Below are 19,082 nucleotides of genomic sequence, written 5' to 3'. Positions count from 1 at the left end.
GTTTCCTTCCTGTGGTCCTTCGCGGGGCGGCCCCCAATTCGTGCCGCCCCGCGAAGGAACTAGTTGGCGTTGGTAAGTGCTTGTTCGAGCAGCCGGACAGACCGCCGTGCGAGGTCAACCGCTGCATCCACCGAACTACGGTCGTAACTGCCCTCAGGGCCGAGGAAGTTCATGGATCCGATAGTCCGGCCACTGCTCACGACGGGGACGTTCACGATAGCCCCGCAGCCCAATGACTCGATGGTTGCCGAGTCGAAGAAGAATGAGCGGACCGCTTCCTTATCCGCTCCCAGGAACGGCTGCTGTCCATTGAGCACCTGTTCCAGCCACACCCGGTTCGTGTCCCCGGCCAGGGTCTTCTTCCCGCCCACGGGGTAGACATCGGGATGGGTGGTGTAGACGCGAGCCATACTGGCGCCCTCGTCGGCCAGGACAGAGACGGTGAAGAGAGTGACGCCGACTGCCTCCCGGGCGTGAGCGTACACGTCGTCAAAGGATTCAAACTGGGAACTCATAAAGTCCTTTCCTTTCTGGATGGCAACCCATCAGCTGGCGGCGGTGTCTAGTAGCCGTAGTGCGACTTGGCGAAGTCCTCGGTGATAAACCCGTTGACGATGTCATAAGTGATGTCCTCGCGGGAGCGCTTGGAGACTTCTCCGAAGCCGCCGCCGCCTCCCACGGCGAGGCGGACGACGTCGCCGGCTTTGACCTTGCGGGCGTTCGCCTTCAGCGTGCGGACCTCATCAGCGCGGCCGGGGTTGATCACAACCTCCGGGCCCTTCGCGTCTGATCCGCCGAAGAGCCCCCAGGCGGGGGTCTTCGACCGTTCGAACCAGAGCCCCACCACGCAGTCGGCCAGGAACTCGTATTCGCGCACCACGCCGTTGCCGCCGCGGTACTGCCCGGGTCCTCCGGAGTTGGGGCGGATGGAGTACTCGTTGATCCGGAACGGGTAGCGGGTTTCCAGCATCTCGATGGGCAGGTCCTTGAGGGAGCCGTTGACGTTATTGATCATGGCTGATTCACCATCGGTGCCCTGCCATGCACCCCAGCCGCCCAGGGTTGCTTCCATGGTGACGAAGTTCCGGCCGAAGCGGGTGTCGAATCCGGCGGCGGTGATGATCATTGAGTCACCATGGCTGGCGCTGGCGACGCGCTCCGGCATGGCAGGGGCCATCGCCTTGGAGACGAGGTCGATCAGCAGGCCAAGGTGGGAGAAGTACCACTGGCACGGGGCCGGCGTCACGGCGCCCAGCACTGAGCCGGAACGCACCTGGGTGGTCATTGGCCGGAAGGAACCGCCATTGGAGTTGGATTCCGGGCTGATGAGGAGTTTGTAGCCCACGCGCAGTGCCGAGACGGCCTGGGCGGCGCCACAGTTGACCGGACCCATGGTCTGGTCAGCCGATCCGGTGACATCAAAGTCCACGGTGTCGCCGGCCACGGTGATCCGCAGCTTGATCGGAATGGGAGTGTCCAAATCGATGCCGTCGTTGTCCAGGAAGCCCTCGGCTTCGTAGACCCCGTCCGGGATGTTGCGGACGGTCGCGCGCTCGATTTCCTCGGTTTGGCGGAAGATCTCATCCCGGGCGGCATCCAGTTGCTCCATCCCGTACCTGTCCACGAGTTCCTTCATCCGGGTGGTCCCCATCCGGAGGGCTGCGATCATCGCGTGCATGTCACCGATGGTCTGGTAGGGGAAGCGCACGTTGGTCCGGATCAGCTCCACAACCGAAGTCTCGATTCCGGCTTCGACGAGCTTGACCGGCCCCATCCTGAAGCCTTCCTGGAAGATGTCCGTCGAGTCCATCGAGCCGCCGACATCCTTGGATCCCATATCCATCCAGTGCGCACGCGTGGCCGCGAATCCGACCACCGCCCCGTCGTCGAAGATCGGCGCAAACAGGGTCACATCGTTCAGGTGCGTGCCGCCCAGGTATGAGTCGTTGAGGATCCAGATGTCGCCTTCCTGCCAGACCGCGCGGCCGTACATCTCCTCCACAGCGATGGAACAGGTTTCGAGGTTGCCCAGGAACAGCGGCAGGCCGGCGGACTGCCCGAGCACGCGGTGTTCGGTGTCCAGCAGGGCCACGACGCAGTCCCCGCCCTCGTAGAGGATGGGTGAGTAGGCGGAACGGATCAGGGTGGCGTTCATGTCATCCGCGGCGCTGGTGAGCGCGTTGCGGATGATTTCCACGGTAACGGGATCCAGGGTCTTGACTGCTGCAATTGTCATTTTTTGGTACCTCAGTTTCCTTCGACGTCTTCAGAGCGGATGACCAGCGAGCCGAGCTCGTCGACCTTGACATTGAACCCGGGGGGAACCACCGTGGTGGCGGTTTGCTCCACGATGATGGCCGGTCCTTCGAACGTGTGGCCGGCGCCGAGGTCGTCCCGGCGGACCACGATGGTGTCCTGCTCGATGTGGTCAAAGATCACCCGGCGGACTTCGTGCTTGAACTCCGGGCCCGTTGCGGTGACGTAACTGGGAGCTTCCAGCCGTCCCAGGTCGCCGACGGCCTGTGTGCGCAGCGTGACGATTTCAATCGGGGCACCGAGGTTGGAGTGGCCGTAGCGCTCGTGGTACATCGCGGAGAAGCGGACAGCGAGGTTGGCGACGAAGTCCGCAGACTCGGGTTCGTCGGCGGAGGTCAGGGGAACGTTCAGGGAGAACTCCTGGGATTGATAACGGACGTCCACGGACGCCGTCGTGGTGCGGCTTTCCTCCGGGACCCCTTCCGAGACCAGTGACGACAGGCCTTCGACTTCCATCGAGCGCAGGATGCCGGCCATATCTGCCCCATCGATGTCTTCGTCGAGGTAGAAGTAGGGCTCGGAAAAGTCCTTACGGATGTTGGTTTGCAGCATGCCCCAGGCCGAGAAGGCTCCGGGGAAGCGGGGAACGACCGTTTCCGGAATGCCGAGTTCCTTGGCGAGGAAAACGGCGTGCATGGGTCCGGCTCCGCCGAAGGCAACGAGGGCGAAGTCGCGGGGTTCGATGCCGCGGGAGATGGTGATGGTCCGGATGGCCTGGGCCATCTGGGAGTTGGCGACATCGCAGATGCCTTCGGCCATGGCGATGGGGTCCAGGCCGAGCTGGTCACCGACTGTTTTCAGGGCCGTTATCGCGGCTTCGCGGTCCAGGGCGACCTGTCCGCCGGCGAACCAGTCGGGGTCGACTCGCCCGAGCACCAGGTTGGCGTCGGTTACCGTGGGTTCCGTCCCGCCGCGGCCGTAGCAGGCGGGTCCGGGGTTGGCCCCCGCGGAACGCGGTCCCACCCGGAGGCCGCCGGCTTCGAGCCACGCGACGGAGCCGCCGCCAGCGCCGACGGTGTGGATGTTCACGACACTCATGAGCATCGGCAGGCCTTCAAGGTGGGCTTCCGTGGAGACGTCCGGCTTGCCGTCGACCACCAAGGAAACGTCAAAGGATGTGCCGCCCATGTCCACACCGATGAGGTTGCGGTTTCCGGAGACGCCGGCCAGTTCGACATCGCCCATCGCACCGCCGACGGGGCCGGAAAGCAGTGTCTGCAGCGGGCGCTTACGGGCGGACTCGGCGGTGAGCACGCCGCCGGAGGACTGCATGATATGCAACGGGGCTTCCACTCCCCGTTCAGCGAGCTTCTCTTCCAAGTCCAGGAGGTAGTTGCGTACGACCGGACCTGTGTAAGCCTCGACGACGGCGGAGGACGTGCGTTCGTATTCGCGCCATTCCTTGGCTGCTTCGTGCGAGAGGGAGATTGTGAATTCTTCCCCGAGTTCCTCGATCAGGATTTCCCGGGCCCTGAGCTCGTGCGAGGGGTTCTTGTAACTGAACAGGAACGCAACGGCGACGGCGCCGTAGCCCTCCTCGACTGCCCGGCGCGCCGCTTGGCGGACCGCCAGTTCGTCCAAGGGCCGGAGCTCCTGGCCTTGGCTGTCCAGCCTGCCACCGACGCCGATGACGTCCTTGCGTTCAACAAGCGGGGCAGGCTTGCGGTACTGGGCGTTGTAGAGCTCAAGGCGGGGGCCGCGGGCGATGTGATAGGTATCTTCGATGCCGGCGGTTGCCAGCAGCAGCACGGGAACCCCACGACGTTCAAGGAACGCATTCAGGCCCTGGGTGGTGCCGTGGACCAGGAACTCGATGTCCGATAGATCATCAACTATCGATTCGAGGCCTGCGATGACTCCGGCACTCAGGTTTCCCGGCGTCGTTGACGCTTTCGTAGCCACGTAGCTTGCGGCGTCCTGATCGTACGCCACGATGTCCGTAAAGGTTCCGCCGATATCCATCGACACCCTGTAGTTCGGCATGTGTATCTCCTCATGGAATGGAAGGTTGTGTGTGGAAGATCACGGTACATACGGCGCCAACCACGTTGGTGGGCATACTGCATGATTGGGCTGCAGCCAGTTGGGCAGAGTGCATAACAGTGCCGTGTGGACACCGGAGTTGTCGAGGCCGGCGGCTTCTCCAGCCCAAGAGGCAAAACAAGAGCGGCCAATAGAGAGCCTCTCCTTATCCCGAAGAAGGCAAAGGCCTTTTTGCCCCTGCACTCGGGGTGCGGTTTGAGAGGGGTAGTGCTTTACGCCCAAACGGGCGGATCAAGAAAGTGCAAAGTGAACACCGCCTGGATGCTCCCCGTTTGTAGTGTGATTGCAATCACTCGCGGGAGGCCAGGAAGAGCCGCTCCGAGTGGAAGCTCGGGTGAGCTGCTCCGAGGTGAATTCCTTGATATCCGGACTGTTCTCCGTGCACAGAAACGCTGCGTGTACTCCTTATCCCGTTCAATATTTCGGAGGTCAAGTCATGTCCCATATCGACCCACTCATTTCAGCGCAACCGCCCGGGACCGCAAGCCCGCCTCGCTCCATGGCCGTCGGGCACGCGTTCCGCGACATGCCTTTCGGGTCCATCCACTTCAAGATCTGCGCGGTCCTCTTCTTCGCTTTCGCAATCGAAGCCTGGGAGATGTTGATGCTCACCTACGTTGCTGGTGATCTGGCCACTAACCTGCAGGTCGGCATGACACAGGTAGGCATCGCCATCTCGGCGCTCTTCCTGGGCATGATCCCCGGGTCAATAGTTTGGGGGCCCATCTCTGACCGGATCGGCAGGAAAGCAACGTGTGCATGGAGCTTCGCCGGTTATGGCGTCTTCACGCTCCTGAGTTGCTTCGCACCGAACTTTGAGACCCTGTCGGCGGCTCGCTTCGTCTCCGGGCTGTTGTTCTCCGGCGTCTTCACCGTGACTTTCCCCTACTTTGAAGAGCTGCTCCCGGTCAAGGCCCGCGGAAGGGCCACGGTCTATCTGGCCGCAGGGTGGCCGATTGGTATCCTGGCCGCCCTCGGCACCGCTGCGCTGATCGGCGGGCACGGCTGGCGCTGGGTTATTGCTGCCAGCGCATTTGCCAGCCTGTGGGGCATCGTTCTGTACAAGGTCGTTCCGGAATCTCCGTACTGGCTCGCGAGGCGGGGGCGGAACGACGACGCGCATGATGTCCTCGGCCAGCTGGGAGCACGCGGCATCTCCCGTGGCACCATTCTCACCGTGTCGGACGGTAAGAAGCAGTCCATCTGGGGCCTTTTCAAGGGGAGGATGGGCCGGATCACGGTCATTCAAGTCCTCATCAACTTCACCTTCTCCTGGGGCTACTGGGGACTTCAATCGTGGATGCCGACCCTGCTTGAAGGGCGAGGACTGAGCGCTTCATCAAGCTTTTCCTTCATCGCCCTGAGCGCGGTCCTCATGATCCCCGGATACATGACGGCCTCCTATCTGACCGGACGCTTCGGCCGCAAATGGATCTTCACGGCCTACGTCCTCGCCGCGGCTGGCGGCGGTTTCTTCTTCGCGACAGCCTCAACCGAGGCCGAGATGTATCTCGGCATGTTTTCTCTGGCGTTCTTCGCCCTGGGAGCCTGGGGTGTCTGGGACACGTGGATGGGTGAGTTCTATCCCTCGGCCCTTCGTGGCTCAGGGTACGGGTTCGGGATTTTCGGTCAGCGCGTTGCAAATACGGTCGCACCGAGTCTCGTCGGCTTCCTCCTGGCCTCGGCCACGGGAGCCACCTCGACGATTCTGTTTATCAACATGTTCTTGTTTGCCACGGTCATCCTCGGCCTGTTCTTGCCCGAAACCGAAGGAAGTGAATTGGAATGATCACCCCCACCGACACCCTCGACGTTCTGTCGGAGCGCGCGCGAATCCTGTGGATCAACCCGCTCTTCACTGATGCGTACAACCACGCGATGGCGGATTCCTTCCGCCGGATAGTCCGTCCCGGCACCGAAGTTGATGTCGTTTCCCTTGACGGAGAAGGCCCCTCCCACGTTGAATACAACGCTTTCGAGGCACTCATGCTTCCACAGTTGTTGCGAACGGTGCGGTGGGCGGAAGAAGAAGGGTATGACGCCTGCGTCATCGGTTGTTTTTACGACCCGGCGCTGCGCGCGGCACGCGAAATCACCGATCGCATGGTGGTTGTAGGCCCGGCGCACTCGGCGCTGAGCATCGCCGGAAGTCTGGGCGAGCGGTTCTCCATCCTCGTCGGACGGAAAAAATGGATTCCGGAGATGGCCGAGAACGTCCATCGCTGCGGCGCATCAGAGCGTCTTGCCTCATGGCGCGTGCTCGAGATGGGCGTAGATGACTTCCAGGCGGACCCTGCATTCACCGAAAAGCGGATCATGGCCGAAGCCCGCAAGGCCGTCGAGCAGGACGGCGCAGACGTCGTCATCCTCGGCTGCACGGCCGAATTCGGATTCTTCCGAACGGTTCAGGAGGAAATCGGCGTGCCTGTGATCGACGCGACTGTGGCGCCGCTCAAACACGCTGAGCAACTCGTCGACTCGGTTCGTCGGTTCGGTTGGACGCACAGCAAGCGCCTGGGCTATGACGGGCCTACAGCCCAAGAGCGCCAGCGGTTCTTCCCTGCTCTCGAGCCAAAGCACATGGTGTCAATGACTCCGGCGTCCGCGTTGACCGACCGCTCGCTGGTCCAGCGATGAGCAAGCCGGAATCCGCGGTTGTCTTCCGCAAGTTAGGCGGCCCCGAAGTGCTGACCGTCGAAGCTGCTTCTCCACGTCACGTCGGCGAAAACGATGTCCGCATCAACGTCGCAGCATTCGCCCTCAACCGGGCAGATCTGATGTTCATCCACGGAGAGCACTACACCATCCCGGTGTTCCCCTCGCGCATCGGGTCCGAGGCAGTGGGTACCGTCACCGAGATCGGCAAGAACGTCACCGCTTTCAAGATCGGCGACCGCGTCACGAGCATTCCCTTCTTCACTACAACGGACGGCGTGCAGGGAACAACAGCCGTCCTACCGGCAGACTACCTGACCCTCGCTCCACCGGAGCTTTCGGATGCCCAGGCCTGCTCTGTTTGGATGCAATATCTCACTTCCTACTTTGCCTTCGCGGAGGCAGCCAATCTCGGACGCGAAGACACAGTGCTCGTCACTGCCGGCGCCAGTTCGGCCGGGCTTGGCGCCATCGAGATCGCACGAGCACTGGGTGCGAAGGTCGTCGCGACGACACGGTCGGAGAAGAAGCGATCGCTCCTCCTCGAGGCCGGCGCAAACGAAGTGGCCCTCGTGGGAGTCGATGACCTCGGCGAGGTCATCGACCGCACCACCGACGGCAAAGGCGTGCGGGTCGCATTCGATCCTGTCGGAGGAGAGTCCCTCGGCACCTACGTCGATCACCTCGCACCCAATGCCGTCATTTTCGGATACGGAACCCTGAGCGATTTGCAGCCCGTTATCCCTATGGCCGCAATGTGCAGGACCCAATCGGTTTTCCACCCATACTCAATGTTCAACCACGTCGGACGAGCCGATGAACGGCAGCGAGGTGTCGACTTCATCCTCGAGCGGATTAGTTCCGGGGCCCTGCGGCCCAGAGTCGACAGGGTCTTTGCTTTCGACCAGGTGCTCGAGGCCTACCGCTACATGGAGTCGAACGAACAGTCAGGAAAGATTGTCGTCGAATTAAACTAGCCCTGACGCGCCTGGATCCGTGCCCGCGGAACAGTCCGGCGGGCACGGACCCGGGGTGTCGGGCTCAAGCATGGACCACGCCGTCACGGACTGCTGTCGGAGGTGGACGCTGGAGCGTTGGCCTGGTCTGGCATGGATCGCCGCAGCACATGGGCGATGAGGTGGACGGACAGCAGCTCAGAGGGGTTATCAAGCGGGACACCGAGTTCCCGCGCCCGGTTAAGCCGGGCCTGCAGGGTGTTCCGGTGCAGGTTGAGGAAGTTCGCAGCGAGGCTGACTGAGCCGCGGTGATCGAGGAAGGCGGCCACTGCGGTCATGATCACGTCGCGGTCAGGGGAGGTCATCAGTCGCGGCAGTGATAGTTCTGCAACAAGCGCGACGGCGTCCATGTTGACGAAGCCCGTGGCAGCGGCCACCCCGAGGCTGGCGAAACCCAGAACCGTGCCGGGCCCCGTTGACCGGACGGATTCAGCGGCCAGCCGCGCCTCACGCACGATCGAAGCCAGCGCCGGGGTATCCTCCTGCCATCGGGACAATCCTGCCACCAGGCCGAGCTCGGCAAGAGCTGGCCCCAGACGTGTTCTGATTCGGTTCTCGAGCTGGGTCGAGGTGTCCTGATCCCCCGCCGGCACGAGCGTCAGCCAACCGCCCTCAACCTCAGCCAAGGGACTGCGTAATGTGACCTTGCGCCAGAGCAGGCGTAACACGGCCGTCAGCTCGGGCCGATGGTCTTGCACTCGCCCGCCGCGGAACCACACGGCCACGTACAACTCCCCTTCGCGCCAGCCCAACTGGTTCAGCAGATGTCTGTGTTTTTCCTCGAACTCCGCGCCTGACCCGGCTGGGTCCTGGTCCAGCCCGGCGATCGCTGCCGTGGGAACGGCCCGGGCAGTGCTGAGCAGGTCCTCCAACAGCCAGGCAGCCTTCACCGCGGGGGTGGCTACCTCGAGGATTGAGCGGACCAGCCGCAGGTTGTGGACGCCGGAAACGGGCACGCGGGCCGTGAGGGTGAAGCGGACGGCGCTGTTGGCCCCGCCGACTTCCACGGTGATGACTTCATCAGTCTCCCGTGGAGGCATTCCGGTGGAGGCCAGAACCACGCCGTCGTACTCAAGTGAAACTCCGAACCCGTCCAGTTCCCCGGAAATGGTCTTGAGGACATCGCCGAGTGTGGTGTCCTTCGCGACTGTGCGGGCAACCCTGGCCAGTTCCGCATCGACCACCGACAGGGCGGCTCCGATCTCAGCCGCCAGTGCCAGAGCAAGTGCTGCCGGGTCCCCGTCGGCGGCCAGAAGGGTGATGCCCAACCGCTGCGCCAATCCGACCGCTGCGCTCGCATACGTGCTGCCGGCCACGACGACGGCGCTGGCCCGCCGCTCCCACGCGTGTCGCAGTGCCGCGGACACCAGCCAGCCTCCTGATCCCATCTCCGCTGAGAGGACCACCACGGTATTGGGCCGCACCTGCCGGATTGCCTCAAGCTGGGAGACGAGAACAACGCTTTCTATCAGCGCGCTGGATGGGGTGAGATATAGAGGCGTAGTGCCACGGAGGGAGCCATGCGCCAACAACCCGGCGACATCGAGCCGGTTTTCATTTTTCGGTCTACGCATGTCGCCGCCTCGGATGCCCGATCGGAATGCCGAAGGCCTTCGGCTCGGTGAGATCCAGCCCCGCCTCCGTGTACCACTGCGCCGCTGCCGTGATCTTCACTATGTCGATGACGTCACCCACCTGGACGTCGTCGATGTTGACCACTGTGCCCTGCTCGGAATTGAGCAGGGTCACCATGTCCGGGACGGCTGCTGTTACTGCGCCGTCCACGAGGACCAGCAGGATCTCATTCTGGATTTCAAGACGGATGATTCGTCCGGTGGTTTCGTCGTCGAGCGTTACGCTCGACGGCTGCGCCGGCAGGCCGAGGTCGGTGGGCCGGGAGAGGCTTTCGATGTGGCTCACGCGGGCCCGGGCGATGCGCGTCGTGCCGAGGAACTCAGCGAGCATCAAGAGCTTTTTCTCAACCGGGGTGTTCGCGTTGAGGATTTGCCCGATCCGGATCATCCGGCTGATGGAGCCGTGGACGCCATGCTCCTTCAGCTGTTGCGCGGAACACGGGTACATGGCGGTGGCTGCCCAGCCGCCCAGTTCGGTCACCAGTGCACGCACCAGGGTTTCAGCCCTTTGCGGGCTTTCGACCTCGACAACCGCCCGTTCTCCGGTTACCCCCATAAGCGCTATGGGGCCGATCGGCACGTTGCCGATATTCAGCGTCGTTTGGCTGATCAAGGGGAAGACGCGGCCCATGGGGTCGGAATCTATGACGGGCAGCGAGGATTGCAGGCCCACCATGAGGGGGACGATTCCGTTGATGTTGGCGGCGGCGAGCGAATAGATCGCCCGCACCGACCGGCCAAGGCTGGCCTCGATGGCACGGATGCAGCCGAGGAACTCATCGCCCACGGGAGGCATGTCGGCGATGAAAAGGCCCTGCGTTACCATTCCGACAGCCACCACCAGATCGTCGGGAGCAAGCTCGTCGACGGTGATGAGTTCCAATGACCGGTCCTCCATCGCCCGTTGAATCATCTCAGCGTAGATGTAGATGGCCGTCGGGTCGATGGTGCAGGTCAGGAAGTGGGCCCCTGTGCGGAGGTTCCGGATGTCCTCCGTGGTGAGTACGGTACTCACGGGGTGGTTCCCCGCGCGCCTGCGTGCAGCAAGCCTTCGTCGTCGGCCGACGTTTCTCCCGCCGCTTGGACCCGGATTCGAACGATTCCGGGATTGCCGTAGGGCATGGCGTAGACGTTCGATTCAAGGATGCGGGTTTGCCCGGGGCTGGCGCCTAGCTGGACCGCCGCTGAGTGGGCGTCCTCTTCGGCGAGGTTCTGTACGCGTTTCAGGTCAACCCGGCCGCTGACGGTCTCGAGCCTGTCAATCCAGGCCGTCAGCGGCGCCGCGGCACATCCCACCAGTGCGGCGTCCTGCACCGCCGGTAGAGTCGGCACGAGGCCGAAAGGCAGCGCGCTCTCCTGCGACTCGCGGAGGTCGGCAATCACGGAGGGGATTTCGGTGCGAACCGGGTGGTGGACAGTGTACGGCTCGAGAATGGCGGCGTTACTGGCGAGGCTTGCGTCAAATCCCTGACGAATGAGGCTTCGGGCGACCGGCAGGCCTCCGCGGGTGTGGCCCACCGTGGCCCCGGCCTCCAGGCAGAGAATGACTTCCCCCTCGGGGATTCCCGCCAACGTGGCCGCGCCAAGGATTCCCATCGCGGGCTCGGCGCGCAACCCATGGACCGGCGCCACGGTCAGGCGTGCGAGAGGTGCGCGGCCGCCGTCGTTCTTCGCAAACGACAGGTGGGCGGCAGGGAACTGCCGCCGGCCTGCCTCCTCAAGCATCGCAGCCAGCTCTTCCCCTGTCTCCATCAGGGCGCTGTTAAGGATGGCCGTGTAGTCGCGGTCCCGGAAAACACTGGAATAGAAGTCACTGGAAATACTGATCCGCAGGTCTCTGTCGTGGCTGAGGATGGCATCGGCTATACGGGTTTCATGGTCCGTTGACGCCGTCGAACCCACGGACGTGATCGCCACGTTCCGTACGTCACCGGCAAGGATGCCAGGAAGATCGGCCAGGAACGCCTCCAGGTCCAACCGGGCCAGGGGTCGTCCCCGCAGGTCGTGCCCCCCGCGGACATGCACCGTCCGTGTCACTGCAGGCTCAACAAGGGGTGGCAGCACGGTCATGTGGAAGGCATCCGCGGGGGGACGGGGCGAAATGCGGATGGCCACCACGTCGGACAGTTTCCGCTCCGCCAGGACCCGCCCGACGTCGGCAGTGATCTCCGTGATGCCCGAGCCGAACTCTCGGCGGAGCCCTGAGAGGGACAAATCCAAAGCTTCCGGCAAGCTGCCCGCGAGCACCTCCCGAGGGGCGGAAACTACATTCCGCCCATCCAATACAACGGCCCGGCAGCTGGTTCCCTGAAGCCGCAGTCCTACTCGCATTGTTCAGCTTCCTGCCTGGCGTCTGCCAAACGGTGAGTACCTTCGGTCGTGAATATCTTCCATGTATATACAGTCAACTACCAGCCGTCATCCAATGGGGTGCGGTTCAATGTCCCCGCTGCCCTCCACGCATAAGTGCGTACCGCGAAGTGACCGAGCAGCGTCTGAGCCAATTGAAACACGGAGTGCGTGGGAAGCCCGGCCGCTGCCAGCAGGAGCATCGGCCCGTCGCCATGGTGAAGCGACGGATGACCCGCAGTGGCAACCTCGATAAGGGCCCCGGATCCGGAGGCCGTTAAGGAAGCATCAAGGATTCCGGCAACCCGGCCGCACGGGTGATCGCCGGTGCTACCGTCGGCAGTGACCGGGGCATGGTGTCCCGCCAGGAAAGGCTGACATGACCACGCTGAGCCGTCCCCCGGCGGATCCATCGGCTTCACGGCCCGGTCCCGGCGCCGCCTTCCGCAGCTGGTTGTTGTTCGGCCTCCAGGACGCCCGGGGAATCCACCAGGGACCGGGTGCCGTCAGTGATGCCCACCTGAAGAAACACACCTGGTGGCAGGTCATGTGCCTCACAGGTGTCGACTACTTCTCAACCCTCGGCTACCAGCCGGCCATCGCGGCCCTGGCCGCGGGCGTGATCTCTCCGCTGGCGACCCTCGTGCTCATCGCCGTGACGCTCCTTGGAGCGCTGCCCGTCTACCGCCGCGTGGCCGGGGAAAGCCCGCGAGGTGAAGGGTCGATCGCGATGCTCGAGAAGCTGCTGCCCCGCTGGGGCGGGAAGCTGCTGGTACTGGTGCTGCTCGGGTTCGCCGCCACGGACTTCATGATCACCATGACCCTGTCCGCCGCCGACGCCACCGCCCACGCGATCCAGAACCCCTTCATGCCGGGCTGGCTGCAGGGCCAAAACGTGTTGCTCACGCTGTTCCTGCTGGCACTGCTGGCCGCGGTGTTCCTTCGCGGATTCAAGGAAGCCATCGGGGTCGCCGTCGCACTTGTCGTGCTCTACCTGGGCTTGAACGTCGTGGTCGTGGCTGTGACGTTGTTCGAAGTGTTCACCCAGCCAATAGCCGTGGGCAATTGGTGGCAGTCCCTCACCACCTCACACGGCGACCCGCTGATGGTCATCGCCATCGCCCTGATCGTCTTCCCCAAACTGGCCCTCGGCTTGTCCGGCTTCGAAACCGGGGTCGCCGTCATGCCGCAGATCAGGGGCAGCGCCGCGGACACCGAGGAGCGGCCCGCAGGACGCATCAAAGGGACTCGCCGGCTCCTGACCAGCGCCGCGGTGATCATGAGCGCCTTCCTCATCACCACCAGCTTCATCACCGTCGTCCTGATCCCGGAACAGGAGTTCCAGCCAGGCGGCCAAGCCAACGGCCGTGCCCTGGCGCTCCTGGCGCATGAGTACCTCGGGAACGGGTTCGGTACCGTCTACGACATCAGCACGATCGCCATCCTTTGGTTTGCCGGCGCCTCCGCGATGGCCGGGCTGCTCAACCTCGTGCCGAGATACCTCCCCCGGTACGGCATGGCCCCGGAATGGGCCAGGGCCGTGCGGCCCCTCGTGCTGGTGTTCACCCTCATAGCGTTCCTGATCACCTTCCTTTTCGACGCCGACGTCGATGCCCAAGGCGGCGCCTACGCCACCGGCGTTCTCGTGCTGATGACCTCCGCTGCCATCGCCGTGACCCTCTCGGCCCGCCGCAACAAACAGCCACGACGCACGATCGGCTTCGGCACCATCGCCGTCGTCTTCATCTACACGACCATCGCCAATGTCATCGAACGGCCCGAAGGCATCCGGATCGCAGTGTTCTTCATCCTCGGCATCATCCTGCTCTCCCTGCTCTCCCGGGTCCGGCGCTCCTTTGAACTGCACGCCACCCACGTCCACATGGACCGGGCCGCCTTGGAGTTCATGTCCACCGACCTTGTGGGGCCCATTTCCATCATTGCCCACGAGCCGCTCCGCATCAGCGCCGAGGCATACCGACAGAAACTCACCTCCGCGATCGAGGTCAGCCACCTGCCCCTGGAACACAAGGCCATCTTCCTGGAAGTCACCGTCGATGACTCCTCCGACTTCGAAACAGCCTTGGAAGTCCGCGGCATCACCCGGCACGGCTACCAGATCCTGGATGTCCACGGCCCTGTCGTTCCCAACACGATCGCCTCGGTCCTCCTGCACATCCGGGACGTAACCGGACTGATGCCGCACATCTACTTCCGCTGGACCGAGGGCAACCCCATAGTCAACCTCCTGAAGTTCCTCTTCCTCGGCGAAGGCGAAATCGCCCCCGTCACCCGCGAAGTCCTCCGCGAAGCCGAAGCGGACGTCACCCGACGACCATGGGTCCACGTGGGCTAGGGGTCATTCCCGTACGGGGACAACGAAGGTGCAAAACGGTTCCCGAACCGGAGACATGGGGGCGGGCGCCTGGCTCCCTCCCCCGACGCTACCTGTCAACGTTTCCTCGGCTGCCCGGTCCGGAACCTCGAGGCCTGACGGGCGGCAACGTTCAGGGCGTCGGCGGTCTGTGGCGGGCCGGTGGGAAAACCGGGCCACGGGGCTCTTGAAAATGGCTGACACGGGGCGGGAAGGTTGAGTCTATGCAAGAGCAGGAGCCGAAGGCGGGACCGGAGACGGTCGGCGAGGATAGGTTCCGCCGGTATGCGGACCGCTTCAATCGGCCGATCGACAATGCGCGGGAGCGCCTGCGGGGCGGCGATCCGCCCACGGCTGTTGCCCTCGGATTGGGCCTCCCTGCAGCCGCCGTGGCGGGTCCGGCCTCGTTCTTCTCTGACCTTTCCGCGCCCAGGGAGCTGCGCCATGTTCGTGTCTGCGGGGCGGCCGCGTGCTTCGCGGCGACAGCCGGATCCCATGTGGAAGAAGTTCGCGAAGCGCTCGGCGCGGAGGCTGGCACATCGGTCCAAACAGTGCACTGCCTGGGTTACTGTTATGCCGCTCCCGCTGCTCTCGACGGGAATGAGGCCTGTGTGGGAGCCGATGACGTGGACCAGTTGCTCGGCCGCGCTCCCCGGCTCGACCCCGGGATCCCCTGGCACAGTGACAGCCGCGAGCCGGTGGTGATGGCCGGTCTGCTCGGCCTCTCGCAGCCTTGGTCGGTGTGGCCGGAGGTTGTGGCGGCCGCCGATCCGGGCACGGTACTGGGGCAGGTCGAAGCGGCCGGACTCAAGGGCCGCGGAGGTGCGGGGTTCCCTGTGGCCCTGAAGTGGCGTTCCGCTTTGGACCACAAGGGTCCTCGGGTGGTGGTGGCCAACGGGGACGAGGGCGATCCTGGCTCGTTCGTGGACCGGCTGCTGATGGAGGAGGACCCGCACCGGGTTCTCGAGGGGCTGGCCCTGGCCTGTTTCGCAGTGGGCGCAGGCAAAGGTGTGGTGTTCGTCCGCTCGGAATATCCGCGCGCGGTCGCCCGGATGCGGGAGGCAGTCCGGGAAGCAGAGGTCGCAGGCCATCTCGGCGAGGGTGTCCATGGCAGCGGATTCACTCTGGAGGTGGGTGTTGCGGAGGGCGCTGGCTCGTACGTCTCCGGGGAGGAGACGGCCCTGCTGAACGGCCTTGAGGGACTCCGCGGGGCGGTGAGGGCACGGCCGCCATACCCGACCGAGGCTGGTCTGGCGGGCCGGCCCACGGTGGTCAACAACGTCGAGACCCTCGCCGCGCTGCCGTGGATCATCCGGCATGGCGGGGCCGCGTATGCCCGGATGGGCGTTGCCGGGGAGTCCGGGACGATCGTGGTGTGCCTGTCGGAGCGGTTCGCCCGGCCAGGAGCCTACGAGGTCGAGACCGGGACCATGGTCCGGCGGGTGGTCGAAGACCTCGGGGGCGGCCTCCGCACAGGGTCGGAGCTGCGCTCCCTGCAGCTCGGGGGGCCGCTGGGAGGTTTCCTCAGTCCGGAGGATCTGGACGTGGCTCTGACCGATTCGGCCTTGGCCGGGCACGGCGCAGCCCTGGGCCATGCCGGGATCGTCGCCTTTGACCAGAGCGTCTCGGGCGGTCAGGTCCTGGGCAACCTCTGGGAGTTCGCGGACTCCGAGAGCTGCGGCCAGTGCTCCCCGTGCCGGGTCGGCTCACGCCGCGGACGCGTGCTGGCTGCGCTGCCCGGCACGCAGGAAACCCGGGCGTCGAGAACGCAGGTGCTGGACACCATGGCCGTGGGCAGCCTGTGCGCGTTCGGACGGCGCGTGCCGGCCGCCGTGCGCAGCCTCGCCCGGGTCTACAGACTGGACGGGTGGACGGGATGAAGGTCAGCGTTGACGGCATCCCTGTCGATCTTCCGGCCGGGGCCACCATCCTGGACGCCGTCCGTGCGGCGGGGCTGCACGTGCCCGCCCTGTGCCACGACGACCGGCTCAGCGCAGCGGCTTCATGCCGGACCTGCCTCGTGGAGGTATCGGGCCACGGTGTGGTCGCAGCGTGCAGCACGCCCGCTAGCGAAGGGTGCATCGTCGCCGTTGCAGGCACGGTACCCCTGCGGCGGCAGGCGCTGGGGGCGATCGTGGCGGGCCTGCCCGCACGAGCCTTGGACGTGCCCGGCGACCGCAGCGAGCTGGTACGGGAGTGCGCCACCCACGGTGTCACCGCGCCCCCGGGTGTTCAGCTGCTGCCGGTACGAGGGGTTGACCGCTCGCACCCGTATGTCAAGCTCGACCGCGACCTGTGCATCGCCTGCGGCCGGTGCGTGCGTGCCTGCACCGAAATCCAAGGTACCTTCGCCCTCACCTTGGTCGGGCGCGGTGCTGACACTGTGGTGGCGCCCGGAACGGGCGGGGCCTGGGTGGATTCGGACTGTGTGGCCTGCGGGGCCTGCGTGGACACCTGCCCGACGGGGGCGTTGTCGGAGCCGGGTCTGCTCGATGCCCGTCCGCTGGAGACGACCACCCGGACCACCTGCGGGTTTTGCGGGGTCGGGTGCACACTCGACATCACAAGCAGGGACGGGGACATTGCCACCGTCCGCCCCGTTGCAGATGGCTCGGTCAACCGGGGTCACGCCTGCGTCAAAGGCAGGTTCTCTCATGGGTTCCTCCGCTCGTCCGACCGGCTCGTAACCCCGCTGATCCGACGCGCGGGAACCCTCAGTGAAGCATCGTGGGACGAAGCCATCCGATACGTCGCCGAACGGCTCAAGGCCGTCCGCGTCTCAGCCCCGGACGCGTTCGGCATGATCTCCTCCGCCCGGGCGACCAACGAAGAGAACTATCTTGCCCAGAAGTTCACCCGCACCGTCATGGGCACCAACAGCATCGATAACTGCTCCCGGCTCTGCCACGCTCCTTCGGCCGCCGGCCTCACCGCAGCCTTCGGGCTCGCCGGGGGAACCAATCCCTTCGAGGACCTCGACGGCTGCGACGCCGTTATGGTCGTCGGGGCGAATCCGACCGACGCCCACCCCGTCGTCGGATCGCGCATCTTCGAACACGTGCTGAACGGCGCCCGGCTCGTGGTCATCGATCCTCGCCGGACACGGCTGGCCCGCCACGCAGACGTCCACCTGGCCCCGCGGCCGGGCACCAACGTGGCCGTCTTCAACGCCCTCGCCCACGTGCTCATCCGGGACGGGCTCACCGACCACACCTTCATCCGCGCCCACACCAGCGGATTCGAGGAGATGGCCGAGACAGTCGCATGGTATACACCGGAAGCGGTGGAGGAGATCTCGGGCGTGCCTGCCGCGGACCTCACCGCCGCCGCCCGGATCTACGGCAAGGCGCGGGGCCCAATGGTCTTCTATGGGCTTGGCGTGACCGAGCACCTCCACGGAACCGACGGGGTGCGGTCCCTGGCCAACCTCGCGTTATTGCGCGGGGCTGTCGGACCGGGAGCAGGCGGAGGGATAAACCCGCTCCGCGGACAGAACAATGTCCAGGGCGCCTCCGACATGGGAGCGCTGCCGGACCAGCTGCCCGGGTACCAGCCTGTCGCCGACCCAGCAGTGCGTGCGGGCTTCAGCAAGGCATGGCATGCAACCGTCCCCAGCACCCCCGGGCTCAGGATCCCCCAGATGCTCGCCGCAGCACGCAACGGGGCCCTCAGAGCCCTGTGGATCATCGGCGAGGACGTGCTCACCACCGACCCCGACAGCTCCGCCGTGCGGGCGGCCCTGGATGCATGCCCCCTGGTCATCTGCAATGACATGTTCCTCTCGCCCACCGCGAAGGCCGCCGACGTTGTCTTCCCCGTCGCCGCCTGGCCGGAGAAGGACGGGACATTCACCAACTTCGACCGCCGTATCCAGCGCGTCCGTCCGGCGGTTCCCGCACCCGAGGGGACACGGAGCGACTTCGATATCCTGCAGGGCGTCGCCGCCGCCATGGGCAGCCCGCTCGGATGTCCTACCCCGAGCGAGGCTCTCGCCGAATGCGCGGCCCTGGCCCCACTGTTCGGAGGCATCGGCCATGACCGCCTGGACCGGGAAGGCGCGTTGCATTGGCCCTGCCACACCGGGTCCCCGGGAACTCCACGGCTCTACACCAAACGCTTCGCCACTCCGGACGGCCGGGCGCGGTTCGCGGCACGCCCCTACCTGCCCCCCGGCGAGGAGCCCGGCCCGGAATACCCATTCCTGCTGATCACGGGCCGGCGGGCCGAACACTACAACACCGGCAGCATGACCAGAGACACCCCCAACATCAGCCTCCTCCCTCGGGAAACCCTTGACCTGGCGCCGCAGGACGCAGCCGCCATGAGAATCACGACCGGGGACCTCATCCAAGTCACCAGCCGCCGCGGGCGCACCGTCCTCCCTGCCAACATCACCGATGACATCCAGCCCGGCCAGCTCTTCACCGCGATCCACTTCCCCGATGCAGCCGTCAACAGCCTCACCTCCCAGCACGAAGACGAAGCAACCGGCTGCCCCGAATACAAGATCACCGCTGTTGGCCTCCGGGCCCTCAGGACAGGCGACGACAACATTGCCCCCGCACACTAGAAGGCAGAACCAGCAAGAGCCGACAGAACGCGCCGACCGCCGACAGCCTGCCCTCGACCGCCGTCAGCCTGCCCACCGATGTCTCGGCCGCTCGGCTGGGCGGGCTACTTCGTCGCGGTCCTCAA

At 65.0% G+C, this 19,082-nt stretch carries 12 protein-coding genes and 1 pseudogene; 7 read left to right on the top strand and 6 right to left on the bottom strand.

Annotated features, from left to right (window positions below; translation table 11 throughout):
• Positions 1 to 59: 59 nt before the first annotated feature.
• From DWV11_RS04300 to DWV11_RS04290, 3 genes are read right to left on the bottom strand one after another with little or no spacing between them, the layout of a single operon-like run.
• Positions 60 to 515: a GAF domain-containing protein gene (locus DWV11_RS04300; RefSeq protein WP_115787653.1), complete on the bottom strand. Its 456-nt coding sequence runs from the start codon at positions 513 to 515 to the stop codon at positions 60 to 62.
• Between the two features lie 47 nt (positions 516 to 562).
• Positions 563 to 2,236, bottom strand: a complete 1,674-nt coding sequence (locus tag DWV11_RS04295) for a hydantoinase B/oxoprolinase family protein (protein ID WP_115787652.1) — start codon at positions 2,234 to 2,236, stop codon at positions 563 to 565.
• 11 nt (positions 2,237 to 2,247) lie between these two features.
• Positions 2,248 to 4,299 (bottom strand): hydantoinase/oxoprolinase family protein, encoded by a 2,052-nt coding sequence (locus tag DWV11_RS04290; RefSeq protein ID WP_115787651.1) that lies wholly within the window; start codon positions 4,297 to 4,299, stop codon positions 2,248 to 2,250.
• A gap of 559 nt (positions 4,300 to 4,858) precedes the next feature.
• Between DWV11_RS04290 and DWV11_RS04285 the strand changes: the two genes are divergently transcribed.
• Genes DWV11_RS04285 through DWV11_RS04275 form a run of 3 tightly spaced genes read left to right on the top strand, consistent with a single transcriptional unit; the run spans position 4,859 to position 7,991 of the window.
• Positions 4,859 to 6,148 (top strand): MFS transporter, encoded by a 1,290-nt coding sequence (locus DWV11_RS04285; protein WP_245953428.1) that lies wholly within the window; start codon positions 4,859 to 4,861, stop codon positions 6,146 to 6,148.
• Complete coding sequence (locus DWV11_RS04280; protein ID WP_245953427.1) at positions 6,145 to 6,996, top strand: aspartate/glutamate racemase family protein; 852 nt, start codon at positions 6,145 to 6,147, stop codon at positions 6,994 to 6,996. The genes DWV11_RS04285 and DWV11_RS04280 overlap by 4 nt, the downstream gene beginning before the upstream one ends.
• On the top strand, positions 6,993 to 7,991 hold the full coding sequence (locus DWV11_RS04275; protein ID WP_115787650.1) for a zinc-dependent alcohol dehydrogenase family protein: 999 nt from the start codon (positions 6,993 to 6,995) through the stop codon (positions 7,989 to 7,991). Before DWV11_RS04280 ends, DWV11_RS04275 begins: the two co-directional genes overlap by 4 nt.
• A gap of 83 nt (positions 7,992 to 8,074) precedes the next feature.
• On the opposite strand, the gene DWV11_RS04270 is transcribed toward DWV11_RS04275, so the two are convergent.
• From DWV11_RS04270 to DWV11_RS04260, 3 genes are read right to left on the bottom strand one after another with little or no spacing between them, the layout of a single operon-like run.
• A complete protein-coding gene (locus tag DWV11_RS04270) occupies positions 8,075 to 9,604 on the bottom strand; it encodes a helix-turn-helix domain-containing protein (RefSeq protein WP_245953426.1) in 1,530 nt (509 codons plus the stop codon).
• Positions 9,597 to 10,679, bottom strand: a complete 1,083-nt coding sequence (locus DWV11_RS04265) for a DUF917 domain-containing protein (RefSeq protein ID WP_115787648.1) — start codon at positions 10,677 to 10,679, stop codon at positions 9,597 to 9,599. The genes DWV11_RS04270 and DWV11_RS04265 overlap by 8 nt, the downstream gene beginning before the upstream one ends.
• Positions 10,676 to 11,878 (bottom strand): hydantoinase/oxoprolinase N-terminal domain-containing protein, encoded by a 1,203-nt coding sequence (locus DWV11_RS04260; protein ID WP_245953425.1) that lies wholly within the window; start codon positions 11,876 to 11,878, stop codon positions 10,676 to 10,678. Before DWV11_RS04260 ends, DWV11_RS04265 begins: the two co-directional genes overlap by 4 nt.
• Positions 11,879 to 12,392: 514 nt before the next feature.
• On the opposite strand from DWV11_RS04260, the gene DWV11_RS04255 reads away from it, so the two are divergent.
• From DWV11_RS04255 to fdhF, 4 genes and pseudogenes are all read left to right on the top strand, one after another.
• On the top strand, positions 12,393 to 14,369 hold the full coding sequence (locus tag DWV11_RS04255) for an APC family permease (protein WP_115787646.1): 1,977 nt from the start codon (positions 12,393 to 12,395) through the stop codon (positions 14,367 to 14,369).
• A 242-nt stretch (positions 14,370 to 14,611) separates the two neighbouring features.
• A pseudogene (locus DWV11_RS20335) lies at positions 14,612 to 14,968 on the top strand (NAD(P)H-dependent oxidoreductase subunit E); the annotation flags it as partial.
• A gap of 30 nt (positions 14,969 to 14,998) precedes the next feature.
• Positions 14,999 to 16,267 carry an NADH-ubiquinone oxidoreductase-F iron-sulfur binding region domain-containing protein gene (locus DWV11_RS04250; RefSeq protein ID WP_245953437.1) on the top strand — a complete coding sequence of 423 codons (1,269 nt, stop codon included), beginning with the start codon at positions 14,999 to 15,001 and terminating at the stop codon, positions 16,265 to 16,267.
• Positions 16,264 to 18,957 carry a formate dehydrogenase subunit alpha gene (gene fdhF, locus DWV11_RS04245; RefSeq protein WP_115787644.1) on the top strand — a complete coding sequence of 898 codons (2,694 nt, stop codon included), beginning with the start codon at positions 16,264 to 16,266 and terminating at the stop codon, positions 18,955 to 18,957. Before DWV11_RS04250 ends, fdhF begins: the two co-directional genes overlap by 4 nt.
• Positions 18,958 to 19,082 lie beyond the last annotated feature (125 nt).

The sequence above is a fragment of the Arthrobacter silvisoli genome (genome assembly GCF_003369445.1).
GTDB classification, from domain to species: domain Bacteria; phylum Actinomycetota; class Actinomycetes; order Actinomycetales; family Micrococcaceae; genus Arthrobacter; species Arthrobacter silvisoli.
The sequence above is the reverse complement of the archived record's forward strand: the minus strand, read 5'-3'. Positions and strand labels throughout refer to the sequence as shown.